At 36.9% G+C, this 17,961-nt stretch carries 14 protein-coding genes and 5 tRNA genes; 18 read left to right on the plus strand and 1 reads right to left on the minus strand.

Annotation, left to right across the window (positions count from 1 at the left end):
• The first annotated feature begins 46 nt into the window (after window positions 1–46).
• Entirely contained in the window at window positions 47–1,741 is a 1,695-nt protein-coding gene (locus AC1DCD_RS00255) for a phosphoethanolamine transferase (protein WP_464639317.1), read from the plus strand.
• A gap of 332 nt (window positions 1,742–2,073) precedes the next feature.
• Here AC1DCD_RS00255 and AC1DCD_RS00260 read toward each other — a convergent pair whose 3' ends face one another.
• On the minus strand, window positions 2,074–2,340 hold the full coding sequence (locus AC1DCD_RS00260; RefSeq protein WP_464639319.1) for a hypothetical protein: 267 nt from the start codon (window positions 2,338–2,340) through the stop codon (window positions 2,074–2,076).
• 951 nt (window positions 2,341–3,291) lie between these two features.
• Between AC1DCD_RS00260 and rpsU the strand changes: the two genes are divergently transcribed.
• The 17 genes from rpsU to rpoC all read left to right on the plus strand — a co-directional run bounded on the left by rpsU (window position 3,292) and on the right by rpoC (window position 17,909).
• The gene (gene rpsU / locus AC1DCD_RS00265) at window positions 3,292–3,483 is read left to right on the plus strand and encodes a 30S ribosomal protein S21 (RefSeq protein ID WP_008449704.1); all 192 of its coding nucleotides are present in this window, start codon (window positions 3,292–3,294) and stop codon (window positions 3,481–3,483) included.
• Window positions 3,484–3,554: 71 nt separating this feature from the next.
• Window positions 3,555–4,433 carry a tyrosine-type recombinase/integrase gene (locus AC1DCD_RS00270; RefSeq protein WP_464639321.1) on the plus strand — a complete coding sequence of 293 codons (879 nt, stop codon included), beginning with the start codon at window positions 3,555–3,557 and terminating at the stop codon, window positions 4,431–4,433.
• A gap of 22 nt (window positions 4,434–4,455) precedes the next feature.
• The gene (gene hpf / locus AC1DCD_RS00275; protein ID WP_008449667.1) at window positions 4,456–4,755 is read left to right on the plus strand and encodes a ribosome hibernation-promoting factor, HPF/YfiA family; all 300 of its coding nucleotides are present in this window, start codon (window positions 4,456–4,458) and stop codon (window positions 4,753–4,755) included.
• Window positions 4,756–4,854: 99 nt separating this feature from the next.
• Window positions 4,855–4,928, plus strand: a tRNA-Thr gene (locus tag AC1DCD_RS00280).
• A 33-nt stretch (window positions 4,929–4,961) separates the two neighbouring features.
• A tRNA-Tyr gene (locus tag AC1DCD_RS00285) sits at window positions 4,962–5,043 on the plus strand.
• 9 nt (window positions 5,044–5,052) lie between these two features.
• Window positions 5,053–5,125: transfer RNA gene (locus AC1DCD_RS00290), tRNA-Gly, on the plus strand.
• Between the two features lie 6 nt (window positions 5,126–5,131).
• Window positions 5,132–5,203 (plus strand) — tRNA-Thr (locus AC1DCD_RS00295).
• 71 nt (window positions 5,204–5,274) lie between these two features.
• Window positions 5,275–6,471, plus strand: a complete 1,197-nt coding sequence (gene tuf / locus AC1DCD_RS00300) for an elongation factor Tu (protein ID WP_008449622.1) — start codon at window positions 5,275–5,277, stop codon at window positions 6,469–6,471.
• Between the two features lie 60 nt (window positions 6,472–6,531).
• Window positions 6,532–6,604 (plus strand) — tRNA-Trp (locus tag AC1DCD_RS00305).
• 16 nt (window positions 6,605–6,620) lie between these two features.
• On the plus strand, window positions 6,621–6,812 hold the full coding sequence (gene secE / locus AC1DCD_RS00310) for a preprotein translocase subunit SecE (protein WP_081452778.1): 192 nt from the start codon (window positions 6,621–6,623) through the stop codon (window positions 6,810–6,812).
• A gap of 14 nt (window positions 6,813–6,826) precedes the next feature.
• Complete coding sequence (nusG, locus tag AC1DCD_RS00315) at window positions 6,827–7,372, plus strand: transcription termination/antitermination protein NusG (protein ID WP_353585564.1); 546 nt, start codon at window positions 6,827–6,829, stop codon at window positions 7,370–7,372.
• A gap of 60 nt (window positions 7,373–7,432) precedes the next feature.
• The gene (gene rplK, locus AC1DCD_RS00320; RefSeq protein ID WP_008449628.1) at window positions 7,433–7,873 is read left to right on the plus strand and encodes a 50S ribosomal protein L11; all 441 of its coding nucleotides are present in this window, start codon (window positions 7,433–7,435) and stop codon (window positions 7,871–7,873) included.
• Between the two features lie 21 nt (window positions 7,874–7,894).
• Complete coding sequence (gene rplA, locus AC1DCD_RS00325; protein ID WP_008449733.1) at window positions 7,895–8,587, plus strand: 50S ribosomal protein L1; 693 nt, start codon at window positions 7,895–7,897, stop codon at window positions 8,585–8,587.
• A gap of 18 nt (window positions 8,588–8,605) precedes the next feature.
• Window positions 8,606–9,124 (plus strand): 50S ribosomal protein L10, encoded by a 519-nt coding sequence (rplJ, locus tag AC1DCD_RS00330; protein ID WP_008449683.1) that lies wholly within the window; start codon window positions 8,606–8,608, stop codon window positions 9,122–9,124.
• Window positions 9,125–9,183: 59 nt separating this feature from the next.
• Window positions 9,184–9,558, plus strand: coding sequence for a 50S ribosomal protein L7/L12 (gene rplL / locus AC1DCD_RS00335; RefSeq protein WP_008449674.1), 375 nt, complete (start codon window positions 9,184–9,186; stop codon window positions 9,556–9,558).
• A gap of 141 nt (window positions 9,559–9,699) precedes the next feature.
• Window positions 9,700–13,509, plus strand: coding sequence for a DNA-directed RNA polymerase subunit beta (gene rpoB / locus AC1DCD_RS00340; protein WP_036855152.1), 3,810 nt, complete (start codon window positions 9,700–9,702; stop codon window positions 13,507–13,509).
• 26 nt (window positions 13,510–13,535) lie between these two features.
• A complete protein-coding gene (rpoC, locus tag AC1DCD_RS00345; protein ID WP_019036013.1) occupies window positions 13,536–17,909 on the plus strand; it encodes a DNA-directed RNA polymerase subunit beta' in 4,374 nt (1,457 codons plus the stop codon).
• Window positions 17,910–17,961: the final 52 nt, after the last annotated feature.

The following is a 17,961-nucleotide window of genomic DNA, read 5'->3' on the forward strand; positions in this document are numbered from 1 at the left end:
CATCACTGTTTTATATAACATTAATAATAATATAAAGATAAAACTAATGAAACCTTTTTTAAAGGAAAAACTAAAGGACTTTAAAAGTCTATTCGTTAAATTTGCAGTAAATAATTTTGCTTTTATAACTATAATTCTGCTTTTTAATCTTACTATTTTTTATGTAGCTTCATCTTTTGGAAGAGGTGTACATTTGTTTCTTTATGCCACTTGTTTAGTGACTTTAATTGCGCTATTTACAGAATGTACAATAAATAAAATAATACGAAGGATTGTACGTAAAATAATTATAATCTTCGCAGGTATAGTGTTTATAGGCGATTTGTTCTTTATCTATCATTATCAAGGGTTGCCCGATAGAGCTATTATAGAGGTGTTACTTGCTACTAATGTTTCAGAAACGTGGGAATATGTAGAGACTAATTTGCAACATTGGTACCTATATGTAGCCCTAATAGTAATTACTTTTGTAATATATGCAGCTATTAAAATACTTAAAAAGATAAGTTGTAAGCCAAAGGTAGGGGCTATATTTGCATTTTATCTTTTCTTTGCTATTGTTTTCACTACTGTGAATGTTGTAAAAGATTTCTTTAGGCAAAGTGATACAACTATTGGATATTTAGAAAGAAGATGTTGCCCATTAGTAAGAACTATAACTAATGTATGTGAGGGTATTACTAATATGAGAAATTTTGAGAGAATGCTTAAAGCTGGTAATACTAAGCCTAAGATATTGAGTAATAAAAGTTCTATCCCATATTTTGTTTATATCTTAGGCGAATCAACATCACGCCATTATATGGGAATATATGGCTATCATCTTAACAATACACCATACATGAGCAAGCGATATATGAAAGGAGAGCTGTTAAGATTTAATGATGTTATCAGCCCTCATGGAATGACTATATTAGTGTTACAAGATCTTTTTACTTTTTATCGTCAACATGCAAAGGGACAATGGTATAATTATACCGATCTGTTCAGTATTTTAAGGGCAGCAGGGTATAATACAACATGGCTTTCTAATCAAGAGTACTCTGGGAGCTATGGTAATCATGGGAGAATATATGCTGAGCATTGTAATAATAAGGCTTTTACACGGCTAAGATCAGAAGATGGTTTTAATATGAAAGAACCTTATGATGAATCGTTACTGCCACTATTAGATAAGACTTTAAAGCATAATAAAAGCAAGAAAAACTTTATAGTTTTACATTTATATGGTACACATACTCGGTATAGCGAACGTTATCCAAAGACTTTTAAAGAGTATTCTACAAAGCAAGTGAAAGGCTCTAATAAAGAAATGAAGGAGTTAAGGGCTTGTTATAGCACAGCAGTGCGTTATAATGATAGTATTATGAATGCCATTATAAAACGTTTTGAAAACAAAGATGCAATAGTTATTTATACTTCAGATCATGGTGAGGATCTTATGGATATAAATGATAAGGTGGCAGGACATTCAGAAGTAGGTATAAATACTCGAATGGTGGAAATACCTATGCTGGTTTATCTTTCTAAAACTTTTCGTTCAAAGCGTCCAGAACTGGCAAAAAGGATACAGCTATCTATAAATAGACCTTTTATGACAGATGATATGATTCATTCTATTTTAGATATAATGGGAATAAAAACAAGTGAATATAACCCTAAATTAAGTGTATTTAATAAACAGTTTGATGCTAAAAGAAAGAGATATTGTGGTAAAAAACTTTATCGAAAAGAGTCATAGCTAAAAACTATTATACGCTTTAGCTTTTTTAAGGAGGGGGCTTGCTCTTGTGTTTTGATGGGTTAGGCTATATGTGTCTTGTTAAATATCTGTGTACGATGACATTTTATATAAAAAGGTAGCTTTAAACAATGCTAACTTGAGTTTTCTTTTCTTGAGCAAAAGTATTTGCATAGTATAATAAAGATAACCATTAGGGCTTATGCTTTTAAAGAAGCATAAGCCCTAATGGTTGGTGTTATTAGCAATCTATTACTAATCAGTAAATTGCTTCATACCTATAGCATCTGATATGTTTGTTTTTTTTATACTGTAATAATATGAGATTCTTTCTATTTGCGACGTATGAGTCGTTGCTCGTCCTTGTCTTTCTGCAACTGGCGTGGGGCGCGGTTGCCGCTGCCCTCTTGTACAATATGCGGAGCCTGTACGGTGGCGTTCAAATCCACGGCAATGGTAGTGAAAGCCTCCGCATCCAGCGTGATGGTGTTCTGCTTTTGCTTACTGCTTATGAATGTGTCGTCCACGCACGAAGTGGCAGATAGTACCAATATGGCTACCACAGCAAAAGCAGCGTATGCTTTGAATAGATGTTTCATACTTGCAAATTTTATGTAGGATAATAAATAATGATTAGTCATTGCCGTCACCAGTATCATCACCAACGTTTCCTTCTGTACCAAGACTCGCTCCTCCCGGCTCTTTGCCGCTTGCAGCCAGCAGCGGACACTCTGCCTGCATGGGTATCATCGTGATTTGTGGACGAACGTACTGTTTTTTCTTTCTCGTTGTTTCTTGAGTGTCAATTACTTCTTTCATAATTCTTTTTTAATTTATATTATTAATATTATTGTTTAAAATATCGTTTGATGTAGCTTTGAGTTTCGTTAGTGCTGTAGGCATAGCCTTGTCTTTCTCCATATTATTTATGTTTATAGGGAGAGTATAAGTGATAAAATGTACATAACTTATAGATATGACTACTCTTTGCCTACCTTGTACATTGCAGAGAGGTACAAGATAGGTGTACTGCGAATAAGAAGTCTGTAAAAAAGAGTTAAATAATGGGAGAGGTAGTAACATATATTAACAAAACAGCAAAACATAAAGCTTTGCCATTTTTTATATTTAGAGCTAATGAAGCTTTTGGTAGGCAATAGATGCTGTATGTTGCGTGTTTGTACATATACTTTAAAATGTTGTTACTTTTATTTATTTTCCGCTCCTTAAGGTATAGAGAACTATTTTATCTTAAAAAGCAAACAAAGTTAAGTATTTTTTTTAAAATTTAAGCAGCTATCGAGGAAATATATTTTCTTATAAGATTATTTAACAAGTAAGAAGTTTTTATATGCTTGTTAATACTATGATATGTAATAGCCGTGTTGTTTGTGGATAAGGTGTAGTTTTTCTTGTTGTTTTGTTATTTGATAGAAGAAAAGTCTTTATTTTTTTGCTTATTAAGAAAATTAGCAGTAATTTTGCAGTCGCTAATGGCATATAGTGAGCCTAAAGCACTGTTTAACAAATAAATAATTAAAATAAAAAACATGATTATTGTACCAGTAAAAGATGGTGAAAACATCGAAAGAGCGCTAAAAAAATTTAAGAGAAAGTTTGAAAAAACAGGTGTTGTAAAAGAATTACGTTCTCGCCAGCAGTTTGACAAGCCTTCTGTTAAGAAGCGTTTGAAGATGGAGCGTGCTATTTATGTGCAGCGCCTTCGTGAAATGGAGGAGTAAATTTTTATTAAAACTCTTGGTAGTTTCATATAATCTCTGTAATTTAGTCGCCGAAAACTGGTGATGATATTATGCGAATGGTGGAACAATTCTTAAGCTATCTATCTTTAGAGAAAGGTTATTCTTTAAAGACTATAGAGAGTTATCGTGAAGATTTAAATGGCTTTGAGCTGTTTTATAAGAGTTGTGACGAGCAGCTTACTTTGAAAAGTATAGATTCTGATGTTATTCGCAATTGGGTTGAATATATGATGGATAATAAGGCTGCGGTATCTTCTGTGAATAGGAGGTTAAGCGCGTTAAGAAGTCTGTATCGTTATTTGCTCAAACATAGATTTGTGGAAAAAGATCCAGTGCATGGGGTTCGTGGCCCTAAGAAGCAAAAACCATTACCTGTGTTTGTGAAAGAATCGGAAATGGATTGTCTTTTGCAGAAGGAGATGTGGGGTGGCGTATATAATGACGTATTAGCACGTGCTATAGTAATGATGTTATATGAAACAGGTATGCGCCTAAGTGAGATAACAGGGCTTGATATGAGTAGTGTAGACTTTTATACGTGTACGGTAAAAGTAACGGGTAAGCGTAATAAGCAGCGTATAATTCCAATAGGACAAGAGTTGGAAGAAGAGTTGAAATCTTATTTAAAAAAGCGTGTTTCTGTTGAAGGAGAAAAAGCGTTCTTTGTTACTGAGAAAGGTATAAGAGTAAATGCTAATCAGGTTAGATACCTTGTAAAGAAAAATCTTTCAAAGGTGTCTACATTGAAAAAACGAACTCCTCATGTGTTACGGCATAGTTTTGCAACAGCAATGTTAAATCATAAAGCCGGATTAGAAAGTGTTCGTAAGCTATTAGGGCATGAGTCTCTTGCTACAACAGAAGTATATACTCATACCACATTTGAACAGTTAAAGCAAATTTATAAAAGTGCCCATCCAAGGTCTTAATTATAAAAAAAAGGAGGTGATTATGGAGATTTTTATTAGGTCAATTCATTTTGATGCTACCGAGAAGTTACAAGCCTTTATTAATAAAAAGGTAGAGAAGTTAGAGAAGTCTTATGACGAAATTCAGAAAGTAGAGGTGCAATTAAAAGTTGAGAAGCCTGCTTCAGCATTAAACAAGACAACAAGTATTAATATTGTAGTCCCGGGTACAACGCTTTTTGTTGAAAAGACAAGTGATACTTTTGAGGAAAGTGTTGATATGTGTTTAGATGCAGTTAAAGTTCAGCTTGCAAAATATAAAGAAAAACAACGTAGTCGTTAATTTTTTATCCTAAAAGTTTTGAGGATTAAAAAATAAACATTAACTTTGCAGCCGTTTTACAATGGTATAGCAGCAAAAGTTTATAACGGTTGCATGTTCGCCTCTTTAGCTCAGTTGGCCAGAGCACGTGATTTGTAATCTCGGGGTCGTTGGTTCGAATCCGACAAGAGGCTCTCCTATAAAGCGTATAGGAATAAAAAGAGTAAGGGTAGTTTCCAGAGTGGCCAAATGGGGCAGACTGTAAATCTGCTGCTTCTAGCTTCGGTGGTTCGAATCCATCACTACCCACTCTTAATTGCGGAAATAGCTCAGTTGATAGAGCACTAGCCTTCCAAGCTGGGGGTCGCGGGTTTGAGCCCCGTTTTCCGCTCACATCGCTGTAATAGCTCAGTGGTAGAGCACTTCCTTGGTAAGGAAGAGGTCCTGAGTTCAACTCTCAGTTACAGCTCTACATTATATTTATAGTAATGTAAGTCTTTAAAATTGATTATTAATTTAATATTAAATAAAAAATAAGCTATGGCTAAAGAAGAATTCGTACGTACCAAACCGCACGTAAATATTGGTACTATTGGTCACGTAGACCACGGTAAGACAACTCTTACTGCTGCTATTTCTAAGACTCTTCATGAAAAGGGTTTCGGTACTGGTGATATAAAGTCTTTCGATCAGATCGATAATGCACCTGAGGAGAAAGAGCGTGGTATTACTATTAATTCTGCTCATATAGAGTACGAAACAGCTAATCGTCACTATGCTCACGTAGATTGTCCAGGACACGCTGACTACGTAAAGAACATGGTAACAGGTGCTGCACAGATGGATGGTTCTATTCTTGTTGTAGCTGCTACAGATGGTCCTATGCCTCAGACACGTGAGCACGTATTGTTGGCTCGTCAGGTAAATGTACCTCGTTTGGTTGTTTTCTTGAATAAGTGCGACATGGTTGATGATGAAGAAATGCTTGACCTTGTTGAGATGGAAGTTCGTGAGATTCTTGAGCAGTATGGATATGAGGAGGATACTCCTATTATTCGTGGTTCAGCACTTGGAGCATTAAATGGTGTAGAGAAGTGGGTAAACTCTGTTATGGAATTGATGGATACTGTAGATACATGGATTCAGCAGCCAGAGCGTGAAGTTGATAAACCATTCTTGATGCCTGTAGAAGATGTATTCTCAATTACTGGTCGTGGTACAGTGGCTACTGGTCGTATCGAAACAGGAAAGTGTAAGGTTGGTGATGAAGTACAGTTGTTAGGTCTTGGTGAAGATAAAAAGTCTGTTATCACTGGAGTAGAAATGTTCCGTAAGAATTTGAGCGAAGGTGAAGCTGGTGATAATGTTGGTTTGTTACTTCGTGGTATTGATAAATCAGAAGTTAAGCGTGGTATGGTAGTTGTACACCCAGGTGCTATTACTCCTCATGATCATTTTAAGGCTTCTATTTATGTTTTGAAAAAAGAAGAAGGTGGTCGTCATACTCCTTTCGGTAACAAATATCGTCCACAGTTTTATCTTCGTACAATGGACTGTACAGGTGAAATAAAATTACCAGAAGGTGTAGAGATGGTAATGCCTGGTGATAATGTTGAAATAGAAGTTTCTTTAATTTATAAGGTTGCTTTGAACGAAGGTTTGCGTTTTGCTATTCGTGAGGGTGGTCGTACTGTAGGATCTGGTCAGATTACAGCAATTTTAGACGACTTGAAGTAATTTTATTATATAAAGGTATAAGATAATAGTTCCCAATTCTTTGGGGTTGGGAATTATCTTACGGGTTTAGCTCAGTTGGTAGAGCGACGGTCTCCAAAACCGTAGGTCGTGGGTTCGAACCCTGCAACCCGTGCTAAAAGATAAATTTTATGTTTAATAAGTTAGTTAAATATTGCAAGGTTTGTTACGAAGAACTTGCGCATAAGACTACTTGGCCATCACGTGCCGAACTTACACATAGTGCAATGGTTGTATTATCTGCTTCCCTTGTCATTGCAGTGATTGTGTTTTTCATGGACTTTGTTTTCCAACATGTGATGAATTTTGTATATCCAAGTTAAAATATATTGGGGAAATGGCTGATATAGAGAATAAATGGTATGTACTTCGTGCTATAAGCGGTAAAGAATCAAAAGTAAAAGAGTATATTGATGCTCAATTGCGTATGAATTCAAAGTTGGCTGAACGTGTTTTTGAGGTTTTATTGCCAATGGAGAAGCATACCTCTTTACGTAATGGCAAGCGTGTGGTTAAGGAGAAATTAAGTCTCCCTGGTTATGTTCTTGTCCAAGCCAATATGACTCCTGATGTAGCTTCTACACTTAGATTTATTCCTAATGTCTTAGGATTTTTAGGTGGGACTTCTGAGCCTACACCTGTTCGTCAGGCAGATGTGAATAGGTTATTGGGTAATGTAGAAGATGTTGAGGCTGGAAATATGCAAGATGTGCCATATAATGTGGGTGAGTCGGTGAAAGTTATAGAAGGACCTTTTTCTGGTTTTCATGGTGTTATAGAAGATGTTAATACTGATAAACATAAGCTGAAGGTAATGGTTATGATTTTTGGCAGACAAAATCCACTTGAATTAAGTTTTATGCAAGTTGCAAGAGAAGAATAAGTATTGTTACGGATAATTGTTCTATCTTTTATAGTTTAATTTTTAATATTAACAAAGGAAATGGCTAAAGAAGTTGCTGGTTTAATCAAACTACAGATTAAAGGCGGTGCTGCGAATCCTTCACCCCCAGTTGGTCCTGCTCTTGGTTCCAAGGGTATAAATATCATGGGATTTTGTAAGGAATTTAATGCCCGTACCCAGGACAAGGCTGGTAAAGTACTTCCAGTAGTAATTACTTATTACAACGATAAGTCTTTCAGCTTTATCATTAAAACTCCTCCTGCTGCAGTCCAGTTAATGGAAGCTGCAAAAGTTAAAGGAGGTTCTGGTGAGCCTAATAGAAAGAAGGTAGCTACAGTTACTTGGGATCAGATTAAGGCAATAGCTGAAGATAAGATGCCAGATTTAAATTGCTTCACTGTAGAAAGTGCAATGCGTTTGATAGCTGGTACTGCTCGTAGTATGGGTATTACAGTAAAAGGGGATTTCCCTGGTGAATAATTTTAAACTTCAAAAGTAAAAATGAGTAAACTGACAAAAAATCAGAAATCAGTAGCTGAGAAGGTTGAAACAGGGAAAGCGTATACATTAGCAGAGGCATCACAATTAGTAAAAGATATTACTACTACAAAGTTTGATGCTTCGGTTGATATAGACGTGCGTCTCGGTGTAGACCCTCGTAAAGCTAATCAAATGGTACGTGGCGTAGTGTCGCTCCCATATGGTACAGGTAAGGTTACCCGTGTTCTCTGCCTTTGTACTCCTGATCAGGAAGCTGCTGCAAAAGAAGCTGGTGCAGATCATGTGGGTCTTGATGAATATGTTGAGAAGATTAAAGGTGGCTGGACAGATATAGATGTTATTATTACAATGCCATCTTGTATGGGTAAATTAGGTCCTTTAGGTCGTGTTCTTGGTCCTCGTGGGCTTATGCCTAACCCTAAAAGTGGTACTGTGACTATGGACGTTGCTAAAGCAGTTAAGGAAGTAAAGCAAGGCAAAATAGATTTTAAGGTTGATAAAGCTGGTATTATTCATACTTCAATCGGTAAGGTTGGTATGTCTGCTGAACAAATTTTTGGTAATGCTAAGGAATTTATTTCTACAGTTATCAAGTTGAAACCTGCTGCTGCTAAAGGTACATATATCAAGAGTATCTTTATTTCGAGTACAATGAGTAAGGGTATAAAGATTGATCCTAAATCAGCTGAATAACTCTAAAAGTTTGGTAAAATGAAAAAAGAAGTAAAAGATACTATTATAGCTGAGCTCGGTGAGACAATAAAAAGCTATCCTCATTTCTATATAGTTGATGTGACTGGTTTGAATGCAGAAGCTACAAGTTCTCTCCGTCGTAAATGCTTTAAGAGCGAAATAAAGATGGTTGTTGTTAAAAACACCCTTCTTCATAAAGCTTTAGAAGCTTCAGATGTAGATTTTGAACCATTATATAGTTCGTTGGTTGGTAACACTGCTGTTATGTTTTCGACTACAGCAAATGTTCCTGCTAAGCTATTGAAAGAATATTCTAAGGAAGGTATACCTGCTTTAAAAGCGGCATATGCTGAAGAATCTATTTTCGTAGGTGCTGATAAATTAGCCGAACTTGCGGCTCTTAAGAGTAAGAATGAACTTATTGCAGATGTTGTGGCATTGCTACAATCTCCAGCAAAGAATGTGATGTCTTCTCTTCAATCTGGTGCGAACACTATTCATGGTGTGCTTAAGACTTTAGGCGAGCGCGCAGAATAAAATCTAATAAAGTCAAAGATATATTTATTTTTAGAACAAAATTAAAAAGTTAAAATAAGATGGCAGATATTAAAGCTATTGCAGAAGAATTAGTAAATCTTACTGTTAAGGAAGTGAATGAGTTGGCAACAGTCCTAAAGGACGAGTATGGTATCGAACCTGCAGCTGCAGCTGTTGCTGTTGCTGGTCCTGCTGCTGGTGGTGCAGCTGCTGCTGAAGAGAAAACGTCTTTTGATGTAGTTCTTACTGAAGCTGGTCCAAATAAATTAAAGGTAGTTAAGGCTGTTAAGGAAGCTTGTGGTCTTGGATTGAAAGAAGCTAAAGATTTAGTTGATGGAGCACCTTCTACATTGAAGGAAGGCTTGTCTAAAGATGAAGCTGAAAACTTGAAGAAGGCTATTGAAGCTGAAGGTGCTAAAGTTGAATTAAAATAAGTTTTAGTTAACTATTTAAATTATAAGGTTAGAATTTACCAAGTAGGTGAGTTCTAACCTTTTTATGTCTTTTAGACTTTTATTGAATGTCTTTCCTTTTTATATTAAGGTTGTTTTCATTCGATTATTATTATTTTATTTATGGCATTAGAAAATAAACCCAGAGTAAATTTTGCAAGCGTTAAGAATCCTTATCCATATCCAGATTTTCTTGATGTACAGCTAAAATCTTTTAGTGATTTTTTACAGCTTGATACACCTCCTGAAGAACGTAAGAATGATGGTCTATATAAGGTTTTCACAGAAAATTTTCCTATAACTGATACGCGTAATAATTTTGTTCTAGAGTTCTTGGATTATTTTGTAGATCCTCCTCGTTATTCTATAGAAGAGTGTTTAGAGCGTGGATTGACATATAGTGTTCCTTTGAAGGCTAAGATGAAATTATACTGTACAGATCCTGATCATGAGGATTTTGCTACTGTAACAGATGATGTTTTTTTAGGTACTATACCATATATGACAGGTAATGGTACTTTTGTTATTAATGGAGCTGAACGTGTTGTAGTATCTCAGCTACATCGTTCTCCTGGTGTTTTCTTTGGACAAGGGGTTCATGCTAATGGTTCTGTTTTATATAGTGCTCGTATAATTCCTTTTAAAGGCTCTTGGATAGAGTTTGCAACAGACATTAATAATGTTATGTATGCTTACATAGACCGAAAGAAAAAATTGCCAGTGACAACAATGTTGCGTGCAATTGGTTTTGAGAGTGATAAGGATATTCTTCAAATTTTCGATTTATGTGAAGAAATAAAGGTTAATAAGAAGAATATGAAGGCTGCTATCGGTAGAAGAATAGCAGGAAATGTAATGAAGACGTGGACAGAAGATTTTGTTGATGAAGATACAGGAGAAGTTGTTTCTATCGAACGAAATGAAGTTGTTGTGGAGCGTGAAACATTGATAACAGAAGATAATATTGATATAATATTAGGAAGTTCTGTTCCAACGATTTTATTACATAAGGATGAAGATGCAGCAAATAAGTATTCTATAATATTCAATACATTAGCAAAAGATCCTAGTCATTCAGAAATAGAGGCTGTAAATTATATTTATCGTCAGCTTCGTAATGCCGATGCTGCTGATGATGCTAGTGCACGTGAGGTTTTTCAAAATTTGTTTTTTTCTGATAAAAGATATGATTTAGGTGAGGTAGGTCGTTATCGTATTAATAAAAAGTTGGGAATTGAAACAGACTCAGAGGTAAGGGTACTTACCAAGGAAGACATTATAGAAATTGTTAAGTATCTTATTAATTTAATCAATTCTAATGCTACAGTTGACGATATCGATCACTTATCTAATCGTCGTGTTCGTACTGTTGGTGAGCAGTTGGCTAATCAGTTTTCTATAGGTTTAGCACGTATGAGCCGTACTATTAGAGAACGTATGAATGTTCGTGATAGTGAGGTGTTTCGTCCAACAGATCTGATTAATGCTAAGACTATTTCTAGTGTTATAAATTCTTTTTTTGGGACTAATCCTTTAAGTCAGTTTATGGACCAAACCAATCCTTTGGCAGAGGTTACTCATAAAAGACGTTTATCTGCTCTTGGTCCTGGAGGATTGTCTCGTGAGCGTGCAGGTTTTGAAGTTCGTGATGTCCACTATACTCATTATGGTCGTTTGTGTCCTATAGAATCACCTGAAGGACCTAATATTGGTTTGATATCATCATTATGTATGTATGCTAAGATAAACGATCTTGGCTTTATAGTAACTCCTTATCGTAAGGTTAGTGCAGCAAAGGTAGATATGAATAATGATGATGTTGTTTACTTAACAGCAGAGGAAGAAGAAGAGAAAATAATAGGACAGGGTAATGCTCCTTTGAACGATGATGGTACATTTATTCGTGAGACTGTTAAATGTCGTAAGGATGCAGATTATCCAGTGGTATTACCTTCTAATGTTAGCTTAATGGATGTTTCTCCACAACAGATAGCTTCTGTTTCTGCAGGTTTGATACCTTTCTTAGAGCATGACGATGGACACCGTGCGCTTATGGGTTGTAATATGATGCGTCAAGCTGTTCCATTGCTTCATAATGACGCTCCTATAGTAGGAACAGGTTTAGAGAAGCAGGTATGTGAGGATTCACGTACAATGATTATGGCAGAAGGAGATGGTGTTGTAGAATATGTTGATGCTACAACTATACGCATTCTTTATGATAGAACAGAAGAAGAGGAATTTGTAAGTTTTGAGCCAGCTTTAAAAGAGTATCGTATTCCAAAGTTCCGTCGTACTAATCAGAATATGGTTATTGATCTTCGTCCTATTTGTGAGAAGGGTCAGCGTGTAAAGAAGAATGACATTTTAACAGAAGGTTATGCTACTGAAAATGGAGAGTTAGCTCTTGGTCGTAATCTTCTTGTAGCTTATATGCCTTGGAAGGGATATAATTATGAGGACGCTGTCGTTATTTCTGAACGAATGGTACGTGAAGATATCCTGACTTCTGTCCATGTAGATGAATATTCTTTAGAAGTTCGTGAGACTAAGCGTGGTGTAGAAGAGTTTACATCTGATATTCCTAATGTGAGTGAGGAAACCACCAAAGATCTTGATGATAATGGTATTATTCGTGTAGGTGCTCGTGTAGAGCCTGGTGATATTATGATTGGTAAAATTTCTCCAAAGGGTGAGAGTGATCCTTCTCCTGAAGAGAAATTACTCCGTGCTATATTTGGTGATAAAGCAGGTGATGTTAAAGATTCTTCTTTGAAAGCCAATCCTTCTTTGAGTGGTGTTGTTATTGATAAAAAGTTATTCAGTCGCGCTCTTAAAACTCGAGAAAGTAAACGTCAAGATAAGATATTTTTACAGCGTTTAGATAAGGAGCAAGAAACAAAGATTAATGACTTGAAGGATATTCTTGTGGATAAGTTATTAGAACTTACCGAAGGTAAGGATTCTTCAGGTGTTAAGGACTATTCAGATGCTGAGATAATTACAAAAGGCAGTAAGTTTACTATAGCAGCGTTGAAGAATCTTGACTATGAGAGTATACAGTCTAGTGGTTGGACCGAAGACGAGCATACAAACTTATTAATCCAAAAGCTGATAATGAACTTTATTCGTAAGTATAAGCAGATGGATGCAGAGCTCAAGCGACGTAAATTTGCTATAACAATAGGCGATGAGCTTCCTTCTGGTGTTCTTCAGATGGCTAAAGTTTATATTGCTAAGAAACGTAAGATTCAGGTTGGTGATAAGCTCGCTGGACGTCATGGTAATAAAGGTATTGTATCTAAGGTAGTGCGAACAGAAGATATGCCTTTCCTTGAGGATGGACGTCCTGTAGATTTAGTTTTAAATCCTATGGGTGTGCCTTCTCGTATGAACTTAGGTCAGATTTTCGAAGCTATTCTTGGTGCAGCAGGTCGTAAGTTAGGAGTTAAGTTTGCTACTCCAATCTTTGATGGTGCTAAATTAGAAGATCTTAAGAAGTGGACAGATAAGGCAGGTCTTCCTAATTTATGTTCTACTCATATTTACGATGGTGAAACAGGTGAACGTTTTGATCAGCCAGCTACAGTAGGTGTTACCTATTTCTTAAAGTTGGGACATATGGTAGAAGACAAAATGCATGCTCGTAGTATAGGTCCTTATTCTTTAATAACGCAACAGCCACTTGGTGGTAAGGCACAGTTTGGTGGTCAGCGTTTTGGAGAGATGGAGGTTTGGGCTATTGAGGCGTTTGGTGCGTCTCATGTTTTACAAGAGATTTTAACTATTAAGTCTGATGACGTTGTAGGGCGTTCTAAGGCTTATGAAGCAATAGTTAAGGGTGAACCTATGCCTACACCAGGTATACCAGAGTCTCTTAATGTTTTATTGCATGAGCTTCGTGGTTTAGGCTTGAGTATCAAACTTGATTAAATTGAACACCTCAAATAAAAGTAAATATGGCTTTTAAAAAAGATAATAAAGTAAAGAGTAATTTTAATAAGATTACGATAGGTTTAGCTTCTCCAGAAGAGATTTTAGAAAATTCTTATGGAGAGGTAACTAAACCAGAGACTATTAACTACCGCACTTACAAACCAGAGCGTGATGGCTTGTTTTGTGAACGTATCTTTGGTCCTACAAAGGATTATGAGTGTACATGTGGTAAATATAAGCGTATTCGTTATAAGGGTATTGTCTGTGATCGTTGTGGAGTTGAAGTTACGGAGAAAAAAGTGCGCCGTGAGCGTGCTGGGCATATTGAGCTTGTAGTACCAGTAGCACATATTTGGTATTTTCGTAGTCTTCCCAATAAAATAGGATATCTACTTGGTCTGCCAACTAAGAAATTAGATTCTATTATTTATTATGAGCGTTACGTTGTTATTCAGCCCGGAGTAGTGGAAGGTATGAAGGCAGGTGATACTGATGAAGATTTAAACGGTTCGCATAAGCTCGATCTTCTTTCAGAAGAAGAGTATCTAAACATACTTGACAATAAGTTGCCGCAAGGTAATGAGTATTTAGATGATTCAGATCCTAAGAAGTTTATTGCAAAGATGGGTGCAGAGGCTGTTTATGATCTTTTAAAGAATATTGATCTTGACCATCTTGCTGGTGAATTGCGCGATCGTGCTACAACAGATACCAGTCAGCAGCGTAAGACTGAAGCTTTGAAGCGTTTGCAGGTCGTAGAAGGTTTCCGCCAGTCTGTTGGGATAAATCAGCCTGAATGGATGATCATGAAGATTATTCCAGTAACTCCTCCTGAGTTACGTCCATTGGTTCCGTTAGATGGAGGTCGTTTTGCGACGTCCGATTTAAATGATCTTTATCGTCGTGTTATTATTCGTAATAATCGTTTGAAGAGATTAATGGAAATACATGCTCCTGAAGTCATTTTGCGTAATGAGAAGCGTATGCTTCAGGAAGCTGTCGATTCTTTATTTGATAATAGTCGTAAATCTTCTGCTGTAAAGAGCGAGAGTAATCGTCCATTAAAATCTCTTTCTGACTCTTTGAAGGGTAAGCAAGGGCGTTTCCGTCAAAATCTTTTAGGTAAACGTGTTGATTATTCAGCTCGTTCTGTAATTGTAGTAGGTCCAGAATTGCAGATGGGTGAGTGTGGTCTTCCTAAACTAATGGCAGCAGAGCTTTATAAGCCATTTATTATTCGTAAGTTGATAGAGCGTGGTATTGTAAAGACTGTTAAGAGTGCAAAGAAGATTGTAGATCGCCGAGAACCTGTCATTTGGGACATTTTAGAGAATGTTATGAAGGGGCATCCTGTTATGTTAAACCGTGCTCCTACGCTTCACCGTTTGGGTATTCAAGCTTTTCAGCCAAAACTTATAGAAGGTAAGGCTATTCAGTTACATCCATTAGCTTGTACGGCTTTTAATGCCGATTTTGATGGTGACCAGATGGCAGTCCATCTTCCGTTGAGCAATGAAGCTATTTTGGAGACTCAAATTTTGATGCTTCAAAGTCATAATATCCTTAACCCGGCTAATGGTGCTCCTATTACTGTTCCTTCTCAAGACATGGTGCTTGGTTTATATTATATAACAAAGCTCCGTGCAGGTGTTATGGGTGAAGGCTTAACTTTCTATGGTCCAGAGGAAGCAGTTATAGCTTATAACGAGAAGCGTTGTGAATTGCACGCTAAGGTAAATGTAATAGTAGAAGATCTTGTAGATGGTAAGATCCAGAAGCATATGGTAGAAACTTCTGTTGGTCGTGTTATAGTTAATGAACTTGTACCAACCGAGATAGGCTTTTTTAATGGTATTATATCAAAGAAATCGCTTCGTGGCTTGATAGCAGATGTTATTAAGTCGGTAGGTATGGCTCGTGCTTGTGAGTTCTTAGATGGTATAAAGAATCTAGGTTATCGTATGGCATATGTTGCAGGTCTTTCTTTTAACTTAGACGATATTATAGTTCCAGAGGAGAAGGTTAATATTGTAGGTAAGGGACAAGAAGAGGTAGATCAGGTAAAAGCTAACTATGAGATGGGTTTCATCACAGATAAGGAGCGTTATAATCAGGTTATTGATGCGTGGACTCATGTAAATAATAATCTAAAGGCTAGTGTTATGAAGCATATGACAGAAGCCGATCAAGGTTTTAATGCTGTATATATGATGCTTGACTCAGGTGCTCGTGGTTCTGCAGATCAGATAGCACAGCTTGCTGGTATGCGTGGTTTGATGGCTAAACCTCAAAAGGCAGGAGCAGAAGGAGCTCAAATCATAGAGAATCCTATTCTTTCTAATTTTAAGGAAGGAATGTCAGTGCTTGAGTATTTTATATCTTCTCATGGTGCTCGTAAAGGTCTTGCAGATACAGCTATGAAGACTGCTGATGCAGGATATTTAACGCGTCGTTTGGTAGATGTTTCTCATGATGTTATAATAACAGAAGATGATTGTGGTTCACTTCGTGGTCTTGAGTGTCGTGCTTTAAAAAGTGGAGATGAGGTTATAGCTTCCTTAGGTGAGCGTATACTTGGTCGTGTATCTGTGCATGATGTTCTTAATCCTACGACAGGTGAAGTAATTGTTGCTGCGGGAGAAGAAATAACAGAGGCTAAGGTTAAGTTGATAGAAGCATCTCCGATAGAAATGGTTGAGATACGTTCTGTACTTACTTGTGAGAGCAAAAAAGGTGTATGTAAGAAATGTTATGGTCGCAATCTTGCTTCTGCTCGTATGGTGCAGTTGGGAGAGGCTGTAGGTGTTATTGCAGCCCAAGCTATTGGAGAACCTGGTACTCAGCTTACTCTTCGTACATTCCATGCAGGTGGTATTGCTTCTAATGCTGCAGCTAATGCTACAATCACAGCGAAGAACGATTCTAAGATAGAGTTTGATGAGATTCGTACCGTACCTTTCTTAGATGAAGATGGTAAAGAGTGTGAGATGGTAGTGAGTCGTTTAGCAGAAATTCGTTTTATAGATCCTAACACAGGTATTGTTCTATTGAATGATAATATACCTTATGGTAGTTCTCTTTATTTTAAGAGTGGCGATAAGGTTAAGAAGGGAGATGTTATCTGTAAGTGGGATCCTTTTAATGCTGTTATTGTTTCTGAGTATGCAGGTAAGCTCCATTTGCATGATGTTATTGAAGGAGTTACTTATAAGGCTGAAACCGACGATGCAACAGGTCTTACTGAGCGTATTATTACCGACTCTCGTGATAAAGCTCGTGTCCCTACTGTAGATATAGTTAAGAAGGGAGCTAAGAAGGAGGCTGATGGTAATTATGCTGCTGCTGATATTCTTGGTACATATAATCTTCCTGTTGGTGGACACTTGGAGCAGGTATTAAAAGAGGGACAGGAAATTAAGACTGGTGTTACCCTTGTTAAGATACCACGTTCTGTAGGTGGTGCGGGTGATATTACTGGTGGTCTTCCACGTGTAACCGAATTGTTTGAGGCTCGTAATCCTTCTAATCCTGCTGTTGTTTCAGAAATAGATGGTGAGGTTACTATGGGAAAGGTAAAGCGTGGTAATCGTGAGATCATAGTTACTTCTAAGACAGGTGAGCAGCGTAAGTATCTTGTAAGTCTGTCTAAGCAGATACTTGTTCAGGAACACGATGCTGTGCGTGCAGGTACTCCTCTTTCAGATGGCATTATTACTCCGGCTGACATTCTTTCTATTATGGGACCTACGGCAGTTCAGGAATATATTGTTAATGAGGTACAAGATGTCTATCGTTTGCAAGGTGTGAAGATTAATGATAAGCACTTTGAGATTATTGTTCGTCAGATGATGCGTAAGGTGCGTATTGACGATCCAGGAGATACTACATTCTTAGAGCAGGATCTTGTAGATAAGTTAGATTTTGCAGAAGAGAATGATCGTATTTGGGGTAAAAAGGTTGTTACAGACCCAGGTGATAGCGAAAATTGTTATAAAGGTCAGATACTTTCTGCTCGTAAGTTACGTGATGAAAATTCTGCTTTAAAGCGTCGTGATATGAAGCCTGTCCAAGTGCGTGATGCTGTTCAAGCTACTGCAACACAGATATTGCAAGGTATTACTCGTGCTTCTCTTGGTACAAAGAGCTTTATGAGTGCTGCTTCTTTCCAAGAAACAACAAAGGTTCTTAATGAAGCTGCTATTCGTGGTAAGAGCGATCAGCTGCTTGGTATGAAAGAGAATGTCATTTGTGGGCATCTTATTCCTGCAGGTACAGGTCTTCGTCAATGGCAAAAGTTGATAGTAGGTTCTAAGGAAGAACATGACCGTATGGAAGCTAATAAGAAGAATGTACTTGATTTTGCAGAGGAAGAAGCAGAAAATGTTTCTGTAGATTAATTTGATTTATTTTGCATTATAAAAAAACGTGTTATCCAAAAAATGGATAACA

It is taken from the genome of Prevotella sp. C0209C1 (assembly GCF_056583855.1).